Source organism: Arcticibacter sp. (assembly GCF_045629565.1).
Taxonomy (GTDB): Bacteria; Bacteroidota; Bacteroidia; order Sphingobacteriales; family Sphingobacteriaceae; genus Arcticibacter.
Genome location: NZ_JAZQRL010000078.1, coordinates 71,808 through 91,454 on the forward strand (window position 1 = coordinate 71,808; position 19,647 = coordinate 91,454).

General features: G+C 46.1%; 12 protein-coding genes. 11 read left to right on the plus strand and 1 reads right to left on the minus strand.

Annotated elements, in window-relative coordinates:
• Positions 1–146: 146 nt before the first annotated feature.
• The 3 genes from ACKI5J_RS09990 (at position 147) to ACKI5J_RS10000 (ending at position 6,731) form a co-directional block, all read left to right on the plus strand.
• Entirely contained in the window at positions 147–1,634 is a 1,488-nt protein-coding gene (locus ACKI5J_RS09990) for a glycoside hydrolase family 28 protein (protein WP_407429041.1), read from the plus strand.
• Positions 1,635–1,861: 227 nt separating this feature from the next.
• Complete coding sequence (locus ACKI5J_RS09995) at positions 1,862–4,981, plus strand: SusC/RagA family TonB-linked outer membrane protein (protein WP_407429043.1); 3,120 nt, start codon at positions 1,862–1,864, stop codon at positions 4,979–4,981.
• 7 nt (positions 4,982–4,988) lie between these two features.
• Positions 4,989–6,731, plus strand: a complete 1,743-nt coding sequence (locus ACKI5J_RS10000) for a RagB/SusD family nutrient uptake outer membrane protein (protein ID WP_407429045.1) — start codon at positions 4,989–4,991, stop codon at positions 6,729–6,731.
• 113 nt (positions 6,732–6,844) lie between these two features.
• Here ACKI5J_RS10000 and ACKI5J_RS10005 read toward each other — a convergent pair whose 3' ends face one another.
• On the minus strand, positions 6,845–7,126 hold the full coding sequence (locus ACKI5J_RS10005; RefSeq protein WP_407429047.1) for a hypothetical protein: 282 nt from the start codon (positions 7,124–7,126) through the stop codon (positions 6,845–6,847).
• A 310-nt stretch (positions 7,127–7,436) separates the two neighbouring features.
• On the opposite strand from ACKI5J_RS10005, the gene ACKI5J_RS10010 reads away from it, so the two are divergent.
• From ACKI5J_RS10010 to ACKI5J_RS10045, 8 genes are all read left to right on the plus strand, one after another.
• Positions 7,437–9,392, plus strand: coding sequence for an alpha-1,4-glucan--maltose-1-phosphate maltosyltransferase (locus ACKI5J_RS10010; protein ID WP_407429049.1), 1,956 nt, complete (start codon positions 7,437–7,439; stop codon positions 9,390–9,392).
• 10 nt (positions 9,393–9,402) lie between these two features.
• Positions 9,403–12,765 carry a maltose alpha-D-glucosyltransferase gene (treS, locus tag ACKI5J_RS10015; protein WP_407429051.1) on the plus strand — a complete coding sequence of 1,121 codons (3,363 nt, stop codon included), beginning with the start codon at positions 9,403–9,405 and terminating at the stop codon, positions 12,763–12,765.
• Positions 12,755–14,689, plus strand: coding sequence for a 1,4-alpha-glucan branching protein GlgB (gene glgB, locus ACKI5J_RS10020; RefSeq protein WP_407429053.1), 1,935 nt, complete (start codon positions 12,755–12,757; stop codon positions 14,687–14,689). The genes treS and glgB overlap by 11 nt, the downstream gene beginning before the upstream one ends.
• Positions 14,690–14,698: 9 nt before the next feature.
• The gene (locus tag ACKI5J_RS10025) at positions 14,699–15,358 is read left to right on the plus strand and encodes a DUF6766 family protein (protein WP_407429055.1); all 660 of its coding nucleotides are present in this window, start codon (positions 14,699–14,701) and stop codon (positions 15,356–15,358) included.
• 61 nt (positions 15,359–15,419) lie between these two features.
• Positions 15,420–15,659, plus strand: a complete 240-nt coding sequence (locus tag ACKI5J_RS10030) for a hypothetical protein (protein WP_407429057.1) — start codon at positions 15,420–15,422, stop codon at positions 15,657–15,659.
• Between the two features lie 107 nt (positions 15,660–15,766).
• Entirely contained in the window at positions 15,767–17,485 is a 1,719-nt protein-coding gene (locus ACKI5J_RS10035; RefSeq protein WP_407429059.1) for a carbamoyltransferase, read from the plus strand.
• A complete protein-coding gene (locus tag ACKI5J_RS10040; RefSeq protein WP_407429060.1) occupies positions 17,482–18,453 on the plus strand; it encodes a glycosyltransferase family 2 protein in 972 nt (323 codons plus the stop codon). The genes ACKI5J_RS10035 and ACKI5J_RS10040 overlap by 4 nt, the downstream gene beginning before the upstream one ends.
• Before the next feature lie 2 nt (positions 18,454–18,455).
• A complete protein-coding gene (locus ACKI5J_RS10045; protein WP_407429062.1) occupies positions 18,456–19,469 on the plus strand; it encodes a glycosyltransferase family 9 protein in 1,014 nt (337 codons plus the stop codon).
• Positions 19,470–19,647: the final 178 nt, after the last annotated feature.

Consider the following 19,647-nt stretch of genomic DNA (forward strand, 5'->3'; position numbering starts at 1 on the left):
TTGTGCGAAAGTAGTGTATGAAGAGCATCTTTATCATGGTGGTTTGTTTTTCCCCCAAACCCTAAAGTTGGCCCATGTATCAAATGATTTTGAGGAAAGTTCCATTGAATGGGTACTTTTGCAGCGAACCAACACACTTATTTTAAATGAAACGTTACATTTTTATAGCTCTTCAAATGGCATTCAGCTGTTTGGTATTCGCTCAAGCAATTCCGGAACGACTAACATCAATACCTTATAAATCGCAGGTCGGCGCTTTAAATATGCCTCACGATATCGCGCCTGTAACAGCGCCGTTTCCTATGCAGCAATTCAAGAGACCGGTCTTCCCTTCGCGCACATTAAAAATTACCAGTACGGGTGCGAAGCGTAATAAGATGTCTACCAAAGCAATTCAGTCTGCCATTGATAAACTTAATAAACAGGGCGGAGGTGTCGCAGTGGTTCCGAAAGGAATCTGGAAGACAGGACGCATATCGTTGAAGAGTAATGTAAACCTTCATCTGGAGCAAGGAGCAGAGCTGCATTTCAGTTCGGAGATCGAAGATTACCGACCTGCTGTTTACACGCGTAATGAAGGGATTGAGCTGATGTCGTTAGGTGCATGTATCTACGCAAATGGTCAGACGAATATCGCAGTTACAGGAAGTGGTAAATTAGTAGGCCCGGGAGAAGGCTCCGTGCGAAAGCAGGTAATGGAAGTTGATGTAATCGAAAATGTAGTTCCTTGGGATAAGCCAGTATCCGAACGTGTATACGAAGGATATAACGGCGAATTTATTTTTCTTCCGATGTTTATCTCTCCTATAAACTGTAAAGATGTGTTTATCGAAGGAATCTCTCTTGAAAATACCGCGTTCTGGAATATTGTGCCTGTCTACTGTGACGGGGTGATCATTCGTGGAGTTACGGTAAATTCAGTTGGTATCCCGAGAGGGGATGGGATTGACGTAGAGTCGTCGAGAAATGTGCTGATAGAATACTGTACGCTTGCTTCGGGTGACGACTGTTTTACTATAAAGGCCGGCAGAAGTAAAGACGGTCTCCGTGTGAACAAGCCTACGGAAAATGTGGTCATACGCTATAGTCTGGCTCAAAAGGGGCATGGGGGAATTACCTGCGGCAGTGAGACGGCCGGTATGATACGGAACTTATATGTTCACGACTGTGTATTTGACGAGACGGGAGTTGGTATCCGTTTCAAAACACGCAGAAATCGTGGGGGAGGCGGTGAGAATATATTTTATGAACGAATCAGAATGAACCTGGAACATACCGCTTTTAATTGGGACATGCTCGGAAGCGCCATGCATATGGGAGAGCTGGCCAGCCGGTTCCCTTTGAGGGAAGTGAATGAGCTTACACCAGCGTTCCGCAATATTTCCATAAAGGATATCATCGTTGAAAGGTCTTCTCAGTTTATTAAAATTAACAGCATTCCTGAATCGCCGCTTAGTAATGTGACGCTGGAAAATATATCGGTGAAGTCAGATAAGTTAATCACTATCCATGATGCGGAAAATATTCTCATTAAGAATGTAAGTGTTCAGTCAAAGGATCCTGAAATCCGTTTGGACGCCTCCAGGGAGATAATCTTTGACAAAATGAGCGTCGAAGTACTGAATCACAAGTAATTTCAGCATCCGTGGCAGGTGGAGTCTTCCATCTGCCTTTTCTTTTTTAGCTAAAATGATACATACTTATGAATAGATCCTATAATCGTAATTCTTAAGAGCGTTGTATCTTTGCTCTATTATAGAGCCTTAATTCCATTAAATAGCATTTGGCCATTTTAGTTATTAGAAAGATCTAACTGCATTGAGGGGTACAGGGATTTTGTTATACTATATTAACCATTATTATGATTTATTTATTCGAAAGTGTAGCATCCGGGAGGTTTACTTTCCGGAACGTCTTCAGGACATGGAAGATGATCGTTGTGCTGATGCTTGCCGGGGTGATTCAGGCACGTGCAGTTGATCATCCGTTTATTTCTACCGAATTTATGTCTTTATCCGCTGCACCTGTGACGGGGACTGTTATTGCCGCTGATGGTGAGCCATTGCCAGGCGCCTCTGTACTCATTAAGGGTACCACTCAGGGCGCTTCGACAGATATAGATGGTAAATTCACATTGAACGTTACGGATGGGGCATCTGTAACTCTCGTAGTGAAATATGTTGGTTTTAAGACCAAAGAAGTTGTTGTAAACAGCGGACAAAAGAACGTGACAATTACGCTTGACAGCGATGATTCGGTTCTTGATGAGGTGGTAGTAATTGGTTACGGAACGATAAAGAAACGAGATCTGACGGGATCTGTAGCTTCTGTCAAGTCTGAAGATATCACCCGGGTTCCTACGCATAATGCCGCTGAAGCCATTCAGGGAAAAATCGCCGGTGCTGATATTACCAGGAGTTCCGGAGCAGCAGGTGGTGGTACCAATATCGTTATTCGCGGTACCAGAACCATTAATGGTGCTCAAAATAACCCGTTAACCATTATAGACGGATATCAGGGAGGTAACATTTCAGATCTGAACCCTAACGATATTGAGTCGATCGAAGTGTTAAAAGATGCCTCTTCGACCGCGATTTATGGAGCGCAGGGAGCAAATGGTGTTATTATTGTGACTACCAAAAAAGGAGTTGAGGGTAAAACTAAAGTTGCATACGATGGCTATTACGGTGTAAATAACTATATGTACCCCAATGCAAGAACTCAGGACGATTATATCAACCTTCGGAGAGAAGCTTATAGAACCACAGGAGAGTGGAATAGTCCGGCTGACGATGCATTTATCTTCTCTGAGCAAAACGGCGAGTGGGATGCTGTTCAGGCAGGTCAATGGGTAAACTGGACAGATTTACTCATGCAAACGGGTAACCAGCAGAGCCATGCGCTTTCTCTTAACGGAGGTACGGATAAAACGAAAGTGTTTGCTTCCGGCGGTATCTTTCAGGAAGACGGAATGCTAAGAAATGACAACTATATTCGTTATAGCGGCAGGTTTAACATTGATCAAAAGATCAACAACTGGGCGAAAGCTGGATTTTTAACGCAGGCCACCTATTCAAAACAGAATAGCCGTGTGGACCCCATGGGTCGTGCGTTGACCACTAGTCCGCTGGGTGTGCCATTTGATGAGAATGGAAACGTTGTTACCTTCCCTATCGCCTCGGACAGAACACGTATAAGCCCGTTGGCAGATGAGAAAAACGAGCATATCGCGCGCAACAATACCTTGCGGATGAATACGATGGTTAATGGATTTTTGGAGTTGACACCTATCAAAGGTCTTTCCTTTCGTACGAATCTGGGAACCAATATTACTTCATCCCGGATAGGGATTTATAATGACGCCCAATCCCTGCAACGCGCAGATATCAGGACATCTTTTGCGTCATCTCAAACCGGGTTAAACCGGTACTTAAACTGGGATAATATCCTAACTTATGCGAAGGAAGTAGACGATCACTCATTCACTGTGACAGGAATAACCAGTTATATCCAGGATGATTCGGAATACACTTACGCAGACGGTGTTGGACAACTATTAGCGTCTCAGTTGTTTTACGGTCTTAACTCCACATCAACATCGGCTGTAAGGAACATCCGTTCTCCATTTACAGGGAGTAAGAACATGGCCTATGCAGGTAGGCTGAACTACAGTTATAAAGGAAAATATCTGTTGGCAGCCTCAGGTCGTTATGACGGATCTTCCCGATTGACCAAAGGCAATCAATGGGACTTTTTCCCTTCTTTGGCCCTGGGCTGGAACGTGAGTGACGAAGCATTTCTGAAAGATGTTCGTGCAATCACTAACCTGAAATTGCGCGCCAGCTATGGTGTTTCGGGGAATTACTCGATCGAACCCTACGGAACGCAGAGTGTGGTAGATCCAAGTACCCGGATGAGCTTTGGAAATGTCGGCGCGCCGATATATACCTTCGCTGCAACCGCAGGAAATACCACTTTAGGATGGGAGAAGTCAGCAACGACAAATATAGGATTGGATATGGGCTTATGGAATGGTAGGGTTTCAGTAACCGCTGACTACTACAAAACCGTAACATCTGATATTCTACTCCTGCGCACGCTTCCTCTGTCATCAGGGGTTACCGATGTGTACGAAAATATTGGCGAAACCATGAATAAGGGTATTGAGTTAGGCATCACGTCTCAGAACATCAAGAACAACAATTTCCGGTGGTCTTCAACATTAACCTTCTCCAAAAACAAGGAAGAGATTTCCAAATTAATTGACGGTAAGGATATCATTGATGCAAGGGATCCTGAACGTAATTCACTTTTATTAGGGAAACCAATCAAGTCCTTCTATACTTACCGGAAGTTAGGTATCTGGCAGACAGATGAAGCCGAAGAAGCTGCTAAGCTTAAATTCAATAACGTTGCTTTCCAGCCCGGAGATATTAAATTGGCTGATTTGAATGGCGACGGAGTTATTACAGCTGATGCTGACCGTGAGTACATTGGATCAACAGTACCAAAATGGGTTGCCGGTTTACAAAACACGTTTAGCTATAAAGCTTTTGATTTGAATGTATTTGCTGTTGCCAGATATGGTCAAATGATGGACGCACAGTTCCTTGGTCGGTATAACCCTGCCGGAACAGCAAACGGACCAGACATTATCGACTACTGGACACCTGAAAATCCAACAAACGATTTCCCACGTCCGAAAAAGGGATCCACGTTAAGCAACTATGCAGGATATCAAAGTCTTACATTTATCGATGGGTCTTATTTCAAATTAAGAAACGTCACACTTGGTTATACGTTTCCAGCGAGCGTAGCTAAAAGGTTAATGCTGAATAAGCTCCGTGTATACGCTACGGCTTCTAACGTGTTAACTATAGCGAAGAGTGACATGGTGAAAGACTATGATCCGGAAAGAGGCGGAAGTGAATCCAATCCTTTGGGAAGACAGTTTGTTTTTGGTATTAACCTAGATTTATAAGACAGATATGAAACTGAGAAATATAGCGATAGCGGGGGTGGTAAGTGTAACACTATTTTCCTGCAACGATCTTGAAGAATATAATCCATCCGGAGCTACGGCTGAAGCGGTATGGTCAACTCCTGAAGGGTTTGTTACTGTTGTTAACTCGGCCTATGCCGAGCAGCGCGCCTGGTATGGTAAAGAAGACGGGATTTTTATGTCGGAAGCCGGCTCTGACCTCTGGTACAACAGAGATAAGGACAGCTACGCGAATCAACTCACTTACTACTCTGGATTAGGTCCCTCTACCGGTAATCCGAACAGAGCAGCCTGGACCCGCTTCTGGAAAGGTATTAATCAATGTAATGCCGGGATCAACCGCATTGATCAGGCCGGTTTTACCAATGAGGCAGAAAAGAACAAACGCCTTGCCGAGCTGAGATTCATGCGTGCCTTTTATTACTGGCATGTTGTTGAAACATGGGGAGGCGTGATGTTAAAGACAGTAGAAACTACGGATCCTAGTAATTCTCTAACGGCAACCCGCAGCTCTGTAGAAGAGTTCTATGAACTTATTATATCTGACCTTCAGTTCGCAGCAGAGAATCTTCCGCTGCAACAGGCTTGGGGAAATGAGTACAGCCGAGCCAGCAAGAAGTCTGCATTAGGATTCCTAGCTCGTGCGTACCTGTCCAGAGCATATTACGCTCAGGGCGCAGAGCGTGAGCAATACTTTGCCAAAGCACGTGATATAGCCAATGAGGTGATTAGCAGGAAGGGTGAATTTGGAGTTGATTTATGGTCCAGCTACGCTGACCTATGGAAGCCTTCTAATAATAAGAACAACAAGGAAGCTCTTTATATCATCAGCAATGCAACGGATTTTGGATTGAATTACGACAATAATGGTAACCGTCTCTATCAGGTATTTCAGGCGCCGTATAATGGCAAGCCCGGTCTGGTAAGAGATCTAGCAAATGGTTATGAAAGCAGCCGTCGTCTGATGTCCTCCTTGCATCTGTTAGATTTATTTGATGCAACAAAGGATGCCCGCTACAATACGACATTCCAGGAAGTGTGGATTGCTAATACGGCATATACATGGACTGTATCAGATGTAGCCACTTACGGCAAAGATCCGAGTCTTGTAGGAACAAAGATCAATGTTGGCGATACCGCAATGGTAGCTACGAAGAATGTGATAGCTGGCAAAGCCAGCAAGCCTTATGTTATTTATGATAGAAACGACATTTATAATGCAAATGGCACCATCATAAACGGCAGAAACTATGTAAACATGAAGAAGTTCATGGATCCTGACCGGACAGATGCTAATGCGCAGCCGGGGTATAAAGATGTTATCGTGATGCGCCTGGCCGAAATGTATCTTATTTCAGCGGAAGCTGAAATGCAGTTGGGTAACAACGGTGCGGCAGCAGATATGATCAATGTACTGCGTTCTCGTGCAGCCCAAAAGACTCCTACGGATATGACCGCTCAAATGTTGGTGACAGCTTCGGATATCAATGCAGCATTCATTCTTGATGAAAGAGCGCGGGAGCTGGCTGGCGAACATATGAGATGGTTTGACCTGAAGCGTATGCTGGGTAGTGGAACCAATGGTGATGCCTTCGCTGCTTATATTAAAGCAAAGAATCCGGATATCACCCAAGTGCAAAACTTCCATATCCTTCGCCCGATCAGACAAGAAGAACTGAATTCTCTGCTCAACGGAGCGGAGTTCGGACAGAATCCCGGTTACAATTAATATTGTTTCAATAGATCGTTAAAAAAGGTCGCCTCCAAAGGGCGACCTTTTTTTATGGTGGTGAGCTGGACATTCGCGGATATTTTAGGACTAGATATATTCATACCACAGCTTTAAGGCCTCGGATCAGCTGGGTTACGCGGAGGAGCCGGTGGAGCGGATTGCGGAGCTGGTTCAGCTGGTCTTGGATCTAGCGGGGTTGGTGACGGGTGCGGACTGGGCGTTGAATCACTGGGAAGTGGTTGCGGAGCCGGCGTTGGAACGGGATTCACCATGGTGTCTATGGTGTCCTGAGCAACATGACCCTGGCTCAGCAGGACGCGGCTTCCGGAGGCACTTAGCGATATGAGTGCCACAAACACAATAGCTGAAATTGGAACGAGGAACTGTTTCATAGTAGTAGAGATTAATGTAGTAGATAATATGATTGTATCTAAAACTGTGCCATATCGAAGAGTATTCTGTGTTAGTGGTTGATTTAGAATTGATTGAACTTGCCATCCGTGGTTTTGGATTTGCCTCAATGCCTCATGCTGAACAATTCCTCCTCTCTTCAAACATTAAATTTAAATGCGTTGTTGTAGTGCATACACCTAAATGAAGACATAACTCTCCATTGTTCCGGCGGGAATTCGGTTTCATTCAGGGCGTTTCCGTTGCTCAAAATTAGACTGTCTGTAAATGATTTAACAAACAACAAATTGCATGATTGATTTGAATGGAAGAAACAGAGTTGTGATCAGCAACATATCTCCGATAGTTGAGGAGGGGCGTTACCCGGCAAAATCATCGGAAGGTGAATATGTGATTATCTCTGCTGATGTATTTAGTGACGGGCATGACGAAATCGACGCTAGTGTACTCATTCAGTATCCCGGCACATCGGAATGGCGGGAGTACTTTATGGAACCGTCATTTAATGACCGATGGAGCTATCGGCTGAAAACTGAAAAAGTCGGGAATTATCGTTGCATTATTCAGGGCTGGGTCGATCATTATGAAACATGGAGGAAGGGGCTGAAAAAAAAGTATGATGCCGGTCAGGATCTTAAAGTTGAGCTGCTCATTGGGGCAGACCTGCTGGCCCAGGCATCAGCCAAAGCTTCTTCACATCATAAAAAGCTACTGAACTCCTGGGTGAGGACACTGAAAAAAACAGCGAATGTTGAAGATGCGGTTGAGCTTGCCCTGCTAGATGATGTATATCAGATAGTGCGGCAGTATAAAGACAAAAAACTCATTACGATTTCTTCTGAACTGAAGATTGAAACAGAGCGAAAGAGGGCAGCATACAGTACCTGGTACGAGCTGTTTCCACGTTCTGCAGCGACGACTGAAGGTGCACACGGAACTTTTAATGATGTGAAACGCCTGCTTCCGAGAGTTGCAAAAATGGGATTTGATGTGCTGTATTTTCCGCCGATTCACCCTATCGGCGAGAAGAACCGCAAAGGTAAGAACAATTCTCTTACGGCTGTAGAGGGTGACCCAGGTTCCCCTTGGGCGATTGGTAATCGAACCGGAGGGCATAAGGATATTCATCCGGAGTTGGGTACGCTTGACGACTTCAGAGGACTTATTCAGGAAGCGAAAAACCAGAACATGGAGATCGCCATGGATATTGCCTATCAATGCGCGCCCGACCACCCATACGTTAAGGAACACCCTCAATGGTTCAAATGGCGGCCTGACGGTTCTGTTCAGTATGCGGAGAACCCGCCGAAGAAGTATGAAGATATATTACCTATTAATTTCGAAACAGAGGACTGGGAGAATTTGTGGCAGGAGCTGAAAAGTGTTATCGATTACTGGATTGATAAGGGCATTACGGTTTTCAGGATAGATAATCCGCATACGAAAGCATTTCCGTTTTGGGAGTGGATGATCAGGGAGGTTCGTCGGATACATCCTGAAATCATCTTTCTTGCAGAAGCATTTACCCGGCCGAGGCTTATGGAGCGTTTGGGCAAAGTTGGTTTCAACCAGTCATATACCTACTTTACATGGAGAAACACGAAAACAGAGATTGAGGAATACATGAACGAGCTTACGCGCTCGCCCATGCGCTATTACTTCCGGCCGAACTTTTGGCCCAATACTCCAGATATTCTTCCGCCGGCGCTTTCTTCGGGAGGAGAAAACGCCCATATCATGCGTCTTATACTGGCGGCAACATTGTCTTCCAGTTATGGAATCTACGGTCCGGTCTATGAGTTCGGTATCAATACCCCGCATCCTGGAAAGGAAGAGTATACCCATAATGAGAAGTACGAGCTTAAAAACTGGGATTGGAATAAATATACCCGTATAAAAGAGATTATTGTTCGTGTTAACAGGATCCGGCAGCAGAACAGTGCCTTACAGACCACATGGAACATCGTTTTTGCCGAAACGACCAGTGACCAGATCCTGTGTTATGTTAAGAACGACCCCGACACAAACAACCGCATTGCAGTGGTCGTGAACCTGGATGTTCGTCATCTTCAGGGAGCTCACGTTCGCCTGCCGCTCAGGGAGCTAGAAATAGAACCAGGGCAAGGATACAAGCTCAGAGATCTGTTGAGCGGCAGCACTTATGTATGGCATGAAGAATGGAACTATGTTCAGCTGGATCCTTATGAAATGCCCGCACACATCTTTACTATCGAACCCATAATCTAACCTTTAAGACATGCCCGAGAAGACAACAAAACTGGATGATAAGCTGCACTGGTACAAGGATGCAGTGATATATGAATTACACATTAAAGCTTTTGCCGATGGCAACTCAGATGGTATAGGGGATTTCCAGGGGCTTATGCAGAAGCTCGACTACCTCCAGGATCTCGGAGTGACGGCTATTTGGCTCTTGCCATTCTACCCTTCACCGCTCCGCGACGACGGGTACGATATTGCTGATTACTATAACATAAATCCCTCTTATGGCACAATCAGGGAGTTTAGGTTACTTTTGAAAGAGGCGCATAAAAGGAACCTGAAAGTAATAACCGAATTAGTTATCAATCATACATCTGACCAGCATCCCTGGTTTAAGCGGGCCCGCAAGGCCCCGAAAGGTTCTCCTCATAGAGAGTACTATGTGTGGACAGACGACCCGACCCAGTACAAAGACGCCAGAATCATATTTCAGGACTTTGAGGCATCCAACTGGTCATGGGATCCGGTGGCGCAGCAATATTACTGGCATCGCTTCTTCTTTCACCAGCCCGATCTTAATTACGATAATCCCGCGGTGCAGGAAGAGGTGTTTAAGATGATGGATTACTGGTGTAAGATGGGGGTTGATGGTTTCAGGCTTGATGCGGTGCCTTACCTTTTCGAACGGGACGGAACGAATTGTGAAAATCTTCCGGAGACGCATGCATTTCTCAAGAAACTGCGGAGTTATGTGGATGAGCGTTATCCCGGGACGCTATTGCTTGCAGAGGCTAATATGTGGCCAGAGGATTCGGCATCCTATTTCGGAAACGGCGATGAATGCCAGATGAACTATCACTTCCCTGTAATGCCACGCATGTTCATGTCAGTACAAATGGAAGACCGCTATCCGATAACAGATATCTTTGATCAGACACCTGAGATTCCTGAGACTTGTCAATGGGCTATCTTTCTGAGAAACCACGACGAGCTTACTTTGGAAATGGTTACTGATGAAGAACGGGATTACATGTATAAAACGTACGTTAAAGATCCGAAGGCACGTATAAATCTGGGTATAAGGCATCGTCTGGCCCCGTTACTTGAAAATAACCGTAATAAGATCGAATTGTTAAATTCACTGCTATTCACGCTTCCGGGTACACCGGTGTTATACTATGGCGATGAGATCGGGATGGGCGATAACTTTTATCTGGGCGACCGCGACGGCGTGCGTACGCCGATGCAATGGGACGCAGACAGGAATGGTGGCTTCTCGACGGCTAACCCCCAGCAGCTTTATCTGCCGATGATTCTGGATCCGCAATATCACTATTCATCTGTAAATGTTGAGCTTCAGCGCACCAACACATCCTCCCTGTTATGGTGGACAAAGCGTGTTATCAGTATGCGAAAGAAGTATAAAGCGCTGAGCCGGGGCGATATGAAATTTATTCATTCTGAAAACTCCAAGGTACTGGCTTTTACACGCTGTTACGAGGATCAGAAGATATTGGTGGTGGCAAACTTGTCGCGTTTTATCCAGTCTGCGGAACTTGACCTGGATGACTATGCGGGACATGTACCTATGGAGGTCTTCAGCCACAACCGTTTTCCGGTGGTGAAGCTGGAGCAGCCTTATGTTTTTATGCTGAGTCCGCATTCTTGTCAGTGCTTCGTTCTACAGGATGAGCGAGTTGAGCTAGCGAATACCAGGCCATCTGAAATGCTCAAAATAGGTAAGTGGAAAGAGCTTACTGAGCCGCAGAATCTGGAGTTTCTTGAATCAAAAGTGCTGCCTGACTACATGATGCGCATGCGTTGGTTCGGAGGCAAAGGCCGGGGAATTGAGCGGATTGAGATCATTGACCATGCGACTGTACCGCTGGCGGATAACTCAGCGATTTTCTTGCTCATAGAAGTGTCTTATCAAAACGGTCTGCCTGATCTGTATCAGCTGCCAGTGACTTTAGGCAAAGGACAGTTTTCGTACAAGATACAGGAAAGTTGCCCACAATCTGTGATTTCCGCAATTCAGGTAGGGGGCGAAGATGCGGTCTTGTACGATGCCTTGTATGGCTTTGATCTCCAGGACGTGTTGATCAGGCGGATGGGTAATAATCAGGATGTCACGCTTAAGAACGGGGAGCTTACTTTTAACGGGAGCCGGGATCTGAAGAAGTATGTGACGGGTCACGACAAGATAAAGCCCAGAGTGCTATCAGCCGAGCAGAGTAACACATCACTGACCTACGATAATTGTTACTTTATGAAGTTTTACCGTAAGGTAGACCTGGCAATCAATGCCGACATGGAGGTTACGCATTATCTGACCAAACACGCGAAGTTTAAGTATATTCCTGCCTTTGTGGGTTCATTAGAGTGGAAGTTCAAAAAAGGTACTATGGTTCTGGCAATGATGCAGGAGATGGTTCAAAGCAACAGTGATGGATGGGCTTATATGCTTGATCGACTGAACGACTTTAATGACAGTATCCTGTCTAACCAGAACATGGGAACAATCACCCAGGAAGTAAAAGGCAACTTGTTGAATCCGACGATATATGAGGATGTTCCTGAGGATATAAAAGCGCTGCTGGACGGACGTGTTTCTGATAACGTGCGCTTACTCGGGATCCGGACGGCTGAAATGCATCTGGCGCTTGCCTCAGGCGAAAAGCTTGAAGCCTTTAAGTCGGAAGAGTACTCGCTGCATTATCAGCGGTCGCTTTTCTCGTCATTGCAGTCGCTGGTGAGAGTAACTTTTCAGAGCTTGCAGAAAAACCTGAAGAAGCTTCCGGAGAAATACAGGAATGAGGCCTCAGAACTTCTGGGTATGAAGGATGAGATTCTTTCGGTTCTTAAGCTGATATACAGAAGGAAGATTGACGTAACTAAGATAAGAATACACGGCGATTACCACCTTGGCCAGGTTCTGTTCACAGGCAAGGATTTTATAATTCTTGACTTCGAAGGAGAGCCTGCAAAAAGCTACAGTGAGCGCCGGTTAAAGTACTCACCGCTCAGAGATGTTGCTGGTATGATTGAATCACTTCATTATGCCGCTTATGGAAGTCTGTTCCTGGACAATCTTATAAGGGATGAAGACATTAATAAGCTACTTCCCTATGCGGAGCAATGGTATCATTATATGAGCGGCTTCTTTATGAGTGCTTACCTTGAGCGTGTAAAAGGCGCCCGCTTTATCCCTAAAGAAAAAGAGGACCTGGGGATTCTTCTACAGACATTTCTTTTGCAGAAAGCTATTTATGAGCTGAATTATGAATTAAATAACCGGCCAGACTGGGTGCTGGTGCCGATGCGCGGAATTAAGTCTATTATGAACAACTACCGTGCTCATCAAACTAAAATTAATCAGAATGAACATGTCAGGTAATCTTACGAACATGGGTTTTTCTTTATTTACCGATTTTGATATAGCTCTTTTCAAGGCAGGTAAGCACTATCATTTGTACAATAAATTAGGAGCGCATTGTGTGAACCTTCAGGATACCGAGGGTACCTACTTCGCCGTTTGGGCACCTAACGCTAAATACGTTTCGGTAATTGGGAACTTTAATTCCTGGAACAAACAGGGCCATCCTATGAATGTCAGATGGGATGGATCTGGTATTTGGGAGGTGTTCATACCTAGTGTAGGTCATGCGGAGTATTTCAAATATTACATAGAAGGACCTAACGGATATCGTGTAGAGAAAGGAGACCCCTACGCCTTCCATTGGGAAACACCACCGCAGACCGCCTCGGTGGTCTGGGATTGCAATTACACCTGGGGTGATTCTGAATGGTTGCAGTCCAGACAACGGGAGAATCCGCTGAAGAAGCCCATCTCCGTGTATGAGATGCATATAGGCTCCTGGAGAAAGAATGGGGAGGATGGCAGTTTTCTCAGCTACCGGGAGATTGCCGAACAGCTGCCGACGTACTGTGTCTATATGGGTTTCACTCACGTGGAGTTTATGCCGGTAATGGAACATCCTTTTTTTGGTTCATGGGGATATCAGGTGACCGGCTATTTTGCACCATCAAGCCGGTTTGGCACACCGGAAGATTTTATGTATCTGGTTGATCAGTTGCACCTGGCAGGTATCGGTGTGATCCTCGACTGGGTGCCATCTCACTTTCCCGTGGATGAACACGGCCTGGGCTATTTTGACGGAACGCATTTGTATGAATATGCAGACCCCAGAAAGGGCTTCCATCCGGATTGGAAAAGTAATATATTCAATCTTGAGCGAAACGAGGTGAGGGAATTTTTGATTTCGAATGCCTTTTACTGGCTTGACAAGTTTCATATTGACGGGCTGCGCGTAGATGCTGTGGCGTCTATGCTGTATCTTGACTATTCGAGAAACGAGGGCGAATGGATACCAAACATTCATGGGGGAAGAGAGAATCTGGAGGCAATCAGCTTCCTTCAGGAGTTTAACGAGGCGGTGCATGGTTTTTTCCCCGACGTTCTTACTATCGCTGAGGAGTCGACCTCCTGGCCGGGGGTGACTCACCCGGTACAGCATGGAGGACTTGGCTTCGACATGAAGTGGATGATGGGGTGGATGCACGATTCTTTGAATTACTTCCAGAAGGATCCTATCTACCGGCGTTATCACCACGGTCAGCTGACTTTTAGTCTGGTATATGCTTTCTCCGAAAAGTTCTGCTTGCCCTTGTCGCACGATGAGGTAGTACACGGCAAAGCGTCGCTGATCAATAAGATGCCGGGAGATGCCTGGCAGAAAGCGGCTAACCTTCGACTATTATATGCTTACATGTACGGACATCCGGGTGCGAAGCTGATCTTTATGGGAGGCGAGTTCGCACAGGCGCATGAGTGGCAGCACGATTACAGTTTGGACTGGCATGAAAATTATCATCCGCTGAACAACGGGGTGCAGCATTTACTTAAAGACCTTAACGAATTGTACAAAGCTCCGGCTATGTATGAGTTGAATTTTAGTCCGGACGGCTTTCGCTGGATCGACTGTTGTGATGCAGACCATTGCATTCTAAGCTGGATGCGCAAAGGTGAAGCAGCTGGTGATGAGCTTTTGTTTGTTGCCAATTTCACTCCTGCAGTGCGTCATAATTATAGGGTAGGAGTTTCCGCACCGGGGTTCTATACTGAGATATTAAATTCGGACAACCTGAAATACGGAGGTAGCGATGTATTAAACCCGGGTGAGATTGAAGCATTTCCGGTATGTGTCCACGGGTTTACACATTCCTTGTCTATAACGGTACCCCCGCTTGGGGTCACGGTCTTAAGATTTTCACGAGAGAATCCTGACTACATCTTTTAGATATCCGCTATGAAACAGACTACTTTCCTGTACAGGAACGGCTTATCGATAGCCTTCCTGTCTCTCTTTGTTTTCACCTGGCTGGCACAGGCCTGGACAGGGTGGAAGGAGCATAATCAAGAACTCGAGGATGGAGGGGCGGAGCTGCTCCTACTATCTGATTATTTGAGATCCGGACACTTTATTTCCGCCACGTTCGAGAACTTTCAGAGTGAGTTCTTGCAGATGGCGCTGTATGTTGTGTTAACGATAGGTTTGCGTCAACAGGGTTCTGCAGAATCTAAACATCTTGAAGGAAAGGAAGAAGTAGACAGAGAGCCAGAGCCGTCGGCTAATGCCCCCTGGCCAGTGCGCAGAGGAGGCTGGATTTTGAAACTTTACAGCAATTCACTGTCTCTGGCTTTTTTTGCGTTGTTCCTGGGAAGCTGGCTCCTGCATCTTTATGGGAGCTGGCAGGATTTCAATGTTGAACAGGCGTTGGAGCGCAAAGGACGAGTAGATATAATTTCCTATCTGGGGGGATCTACATTCTGGTTCGAGACCTTCCAAAACTGGCAAAGTGAATTTTTATCTGTGGCGTCTATCGTTATACTCACCATCTATTTGCGGCAGAAGGGCTCTCCGGAATCGAAGCCTGTAGATGCTCCGCATATGGAGACAGGAAAGTAAATTAAATTTCAACAAAAGCCCTGATAGACTGTTAGTTCTTTACATCTAAATAAAACATGCCATGTTAGAAAACGTAAATCCAACACACAAAGAAGGGCCCATTGCAAGGGTAATTGAAGAACAGACAGCGAAGATTCCATCAGATGTATTTTTGTGGGCTGCTCTTGCTTCTATGGGAGTATCCCTCACACTGAAATGCTTAAACAGAAAGCATACCGCATTATTTGTAGGTCAATGGGCCGCACCATTTCTTCTGCTGGGAATTTACAATAAGATTGTAAAGACTGAAGGACACGACTAATTTTAAATGGCCAGGGCCTGTTAGTCATTAGCAGGCTCCGGTTTTTTTAAGCCTTATCTATCTCCGTGCATTCATGCATCAATTCAACGCTTTGCTTTTATAAATCTATGTACGTATTAGGTATTAACGCCGTTTTTCACGACTCCGCGGCTTGCATTATCCAAGATGGTCAGTTACTTGCCGCGGCAGAAGAGGAGCGCTTTACACATATAAAACATGGCAAGAGACCTGTGCCATTCTCGACCTGGGAACTTCCCTTTCATGCTATTGATTATTGTTTGAAAGTAGCCGATATTCATTTGAGCGATGTGGACCACATTGCCTATTCATTTGATCCAAGCATTTTGATTCCCGAGCAATATGCCCAAAAACCTACTATTGAAATTCCTTTCAATCCGGCAATAAAATATCACTCCGACTGGCTAAGCCCCTGGGATCCATTATTTATTTCGTCAGTTTTAAATGCCCCCTCCCAGCTGGTAGATGGTTATCCGCACCACTTGCAGCGAAGATTCAAGGGAGCGACATTAAACGACTTTAAGTGGCATTTTGTGGAGCATCACATATCGCATGCTGCAAGTGCTTTTCTGCCTTCTCCATTTACAAATGCAGCGGTCATGACCCTCGACGGCAGGGGAGAGCTTGCGACTACAACCTATAACGTGGGTGCCGGCAATGGTATACATCGCATTGGTGAGGTGAAGATGCCGCATTCCCTCGGCCTCCTTTATGAGCGGCTTACTACTTATTTGGGTTTCTTGCATTCATCAGACGAATATAAAGTGATGGCACTTGCCTCTTATGGGAAGCCTGAATTCGTCAGGGACTTCAGGGAAATGATCAGCATAAGTGATGGCGGGCAGTATATCATCCGTGATGAACGTTTGGAGGAGCGGTTTGGTCCCGCACGATTAAGACATGAAGAGTTCACTTCCCATCATTTTAATATAGCGCATTCACTTCAGCATGTATTGGAAGAGACGGTGCTTGAGCTGGCAGACTGGTTCTATCAGGAAACCAGGGAAGAAAATCTCTGTTTGGCGGGAGGCGTTGCACTTAATTGTGTGTTAAACGCGAGGATCCGGGATAAAAGCCCTTTCAAAAACGTTTGGGTGCAGCCTGCGGCCGGTGATTCAGGCACCGCATTGGGCGCTGCCGAATGGGTTGATGCGAGAGAGCGTAACAGCCGGAAAAAAGATTTTGTTATGGACCATGTGTATTGGGGGCCCGGATATACGGATGCGGAAATTGAACATTTTCTTAAATGGGCGAAAGTGCCCTACCGGAAGATGATCGATACCGCTGAAGAAACGGCGGAGATACTTGCGCAAGATAAGATCATAGGATGGTATCAGGGAAGAATGGAGTTTGGTCCCCGTGCTCTTGGCAGCCGTTCCATCCTGGCTTCTCCGATTAGTCCGGCTATGCAGTCGAGGCTCAACGAAGTTAAGGATCGGGAAGATTTTCGTCCGGTTGCACCGGTAGTGCTGGAAGAAGACTCGGGAGAGTGGTTCGAAGGAGCTGAATACTCTCCATTTATGCTGTTCATCTATGACGTTAAGGCAGATAAAGCAGACAAAATTCCTGCGGTTCGTCACACAGATGGTACTGCAAGGATACAGACGGTAAATGCGGAGCAACATCCAGAGTACTATAGGCTTCTGAAGGCCTTTAAAAAGAAGACCGGCGTGCCAATACTGGTAAATACTTCTTTTAATACATTAGGAAAACCGATTGTTTCTTCTCCAAGGGATGCTGTGGAGTGCTTCTGGACATCGCCGTTTGACGCACTGATTATCGGATCATTTTTAATTGAGAAAAGATGAAGCCAGACATCTCTGTTGTGATTCCGACCTATAAGCGGACCGAGTTACTGTTGAGGTGTCTGCAAGCTTTGACTGATCAGACTATCGAGAAGATGAGCTATGAAGTCATTGTAGTAAGCGACGGTCCGGATATGAAAACTCAGCAAGCCGTGCAAAGCTGGAAAGAGGGCACAGGACTGAATGTTTCGTTCCATCACCTGGAGGATAAGAGAGGCCCGGCGGCGGCGAGAAACAGGGGATGGCAACACGCACAGGGAGGGCTGATAGCCTTTACTGATGACGATTGTATTCCCGATGCGCACTGGCTTGCATCCTTCGCTGCTGCATACCAGGGCGAAGATCAAGTGGTATTAAGCGGCAAGGTAATTGTTCCTTTACCTCAGGTTCCTACAGATTTTGAGCTTAATACTTCTCATTTGGAAACAGCGGAGTTTATAACGGCGAACTGTGCCTGCACCAGGGCCGCTTTGTTGAAAACAGGCGGCTTTGACGAACGTTTTGCTCAGGCCTGGAGGGAAGACAGCGATTTTCAGTTCCGGGTGATCCTGGAGGCTATTCCATTGCGAAAGGTGGATGCTGCCACAGTTGTCCATCCCGTCAGGCCGGCGCAATGGGGCGTGAGCATATATGAGCAACGCAAGGGAATGTACAACGCTTTATTGTATAAGAAGTTCCCTGATCTCTACGAAACGCGGATAGGTTCGCGGGCACCGTGGAACTATTATGCGATGATATTCTGCTTTATTGCAGGGGTTTATGGCCTGTTTGCAGGAAGCACCTTTCTTCTAATCACCGGCTTTGGATGCTGGCTGCTGCTCGTAGGCGAGTTTGCCGCCCGTCGGCTTCGAAATACCTCACGCTCGTTAGAACACGTCAGCGAGATGCTGGCAACTTCAGCACTTATCCCTTTTCTTTCGGTTTATTGGCAGCTCTATGGCGCCTGGAAATATCGGGTATTATTTATATGAATATGTTTAAGCCAACAGAAGATATTAAGAAGATCATTGTATTCAGGGCCCTGCAGTTGGGGGACATGCTGTGTGCCATACCGGCGATCAGGGCGTTGAGGTCAGCCTATCCGGAGGCAGAGATCACCCTTGCAGGTTTGCCCTGGGCCGCCTCGCTGCCAGGTCGCTTCCCTAGGTATTTAGATAAGTTTATTCACTTTCCGGGATACCCCGGATTGCCTGAACAAGGGCTTAATCCGCAGGCTTTCACTTCTTTTCTGAGCGCTGTACAATCTGCCAACTTCGATCTTGCCTTTCAGATGCAAGGTAATGGTTCTGTGGTAAATCCCATGGTGGAGCTTTTTAACGCGAAGTATACGGCCGGTTATTATATAGAGGGTCACTATCATCCCGATAATGGGCTATTTCTACGATACCCTGACTTCGGTTCGGAGATTGAGCGGCATATTGCTTTGATGGAATATCTTGGAATACCATCAAAAGGAACGGATCTGGAATTCCCATTAGCGCCGGAGGACGAGGATGATCTGCTGGCGGCAGGCCTTGGTGATCTCGAGCGGGATACCTATGTGTGTATTCATCCCGGATCACGGGGATCGTGGCGTCAATGGCCTGCCGCCTATTTCGCTGAAATGGCCGATTATTGTGCGGAGCAGGGCCTTGATGTGGTACTTACAGGTACGAAGGACGAGCTGGAGATTGTGGAAGATGTGAGGCGAAAAATGAAGTATACGCCACTTGTCGCTGCAGGAAAAACTAGTTTGGGGGCTGTTGCGCTGCTGATCAGAGATGCCTATCTGCTGGTATCAAACTGTACCGGCGTTTCGCACATAGCATCAGCCATGAAAACCCCCAGTATCGTCATCAGTATGGACGGTGAACCCGACCGCTGGGCCCCTCTAAACAGAGAAATCCATTATGTGATTGATTGGACAACAAACCCGGATTTTGGCCTCGCACAGTACTATTTGAAGAAGTTTCTAACGAAAGCAATTCGTCAAAATACCGGCTCGTAGAGGTGTTTGTTAATAGAAGCGTTCTGACGGCTTTAGAGGACTAGCTGATCGGGTATTTCTTTGATGGTTTGAGCGCCACCGTTCAGGATGAGTTCCGTGACCTCGATGATGTCAGCAGGTGAAACACTTTTGTTCCTTGGAAGTAGCTCTGAAGTGACATATCTCACCACTTCATTTT

What these genes read in the sequence shown, in the direction of transcription:
- ACKI5J_RS09990 (WP_407429041.1), top strand. Translation starts at nt 147, where the DNA reads ATGAAACGTTACATTTTTATAGCTCTTCAAATGGCATTCAGCTGTTTG.
- ACKI5J_RS09995 (WP_407429043.1), top strand. Translation starts at nt 1,862, where the DNA reads ATGATTTATTTATTCGAAAGTGTAGCATCCGGGAGGTTTACTTTCCGG.
- ACKI5J_RS10000 (WP_407429045.1), top strand. Translation starts at nt 4,989, where the DNA reads ATGAAACTGAGAAATATAGCGATAGCGGGGGTGGTAAGTGTAACACTA.
- ACKI5J_RS10005 (WP_407429047.1), bottom strand. Translation starts at nt 7,126, where the DNA reads ATGAAACAGTTCCTCGTTCCAATTTCAGCTATTGTGTTTGTGGCACTC.
- ACKI5J_RS10010 (WP_407429049.1), top strand. Translation starts at nt 7,437, where the DNA reads ATGATTGATTTGAATGGAAGAAACAGAGTTGTGATCAGCAACATATCT.
- treS (WP_407429051.1), top strand. Translation starts at nt 9,403, where the DNA reads ATGCCCGAGAAGACAACAAAACTGGATGATAAGCTGCACTGGTACAAG.
- glgB (WP_407429053.1), top strand. Translation starts at nt 12,755, where the DNA reads ATGTCAGGTAATCTTACGAACATGGGTTTTTCTTTATTTACCGATTTT.
- ACKI5J_RS10025 (WP_407429055.1), top strand. Translation starts at nt 14,699, where the DNA reads ATGAAACAGACTACTTTCCTGTACAGGAACGGCTTATCGATAGCCTTC.
- ACKI5J_RS10030 (WP_407429057.1), top strand. Translation starts at nt 15,420, where the DNA reads ATGTTAGAAAACGTAAATCCAACACACAAAGAAGGGCCCATTGCAAGG.
- ACKI5J_RS10035 (WP_407429059.1), top strand. Translation starts at nt 15,767, where the DNA reads ATGTACGTATTAGGTATTAACGCCGTTTTTCACGACTCCGCGGCTTGC.
- ACKI5J_RS10040 (WP_407429060.1), top strand. Translation starts at nt 17,482, where the DNA reads ATGAAGCCAGACATCTCTGTTGTGATTCCGACCTATAAGCGGACCGAG.
- ACKI5J_RS10045 (WP_407429062.1), top strand. Translation starts at nt 18,456, where the DNA reads ATGTTTAAGCCAACAGAAGATATTAAGAAGATCATTGTATTCAGGGCC.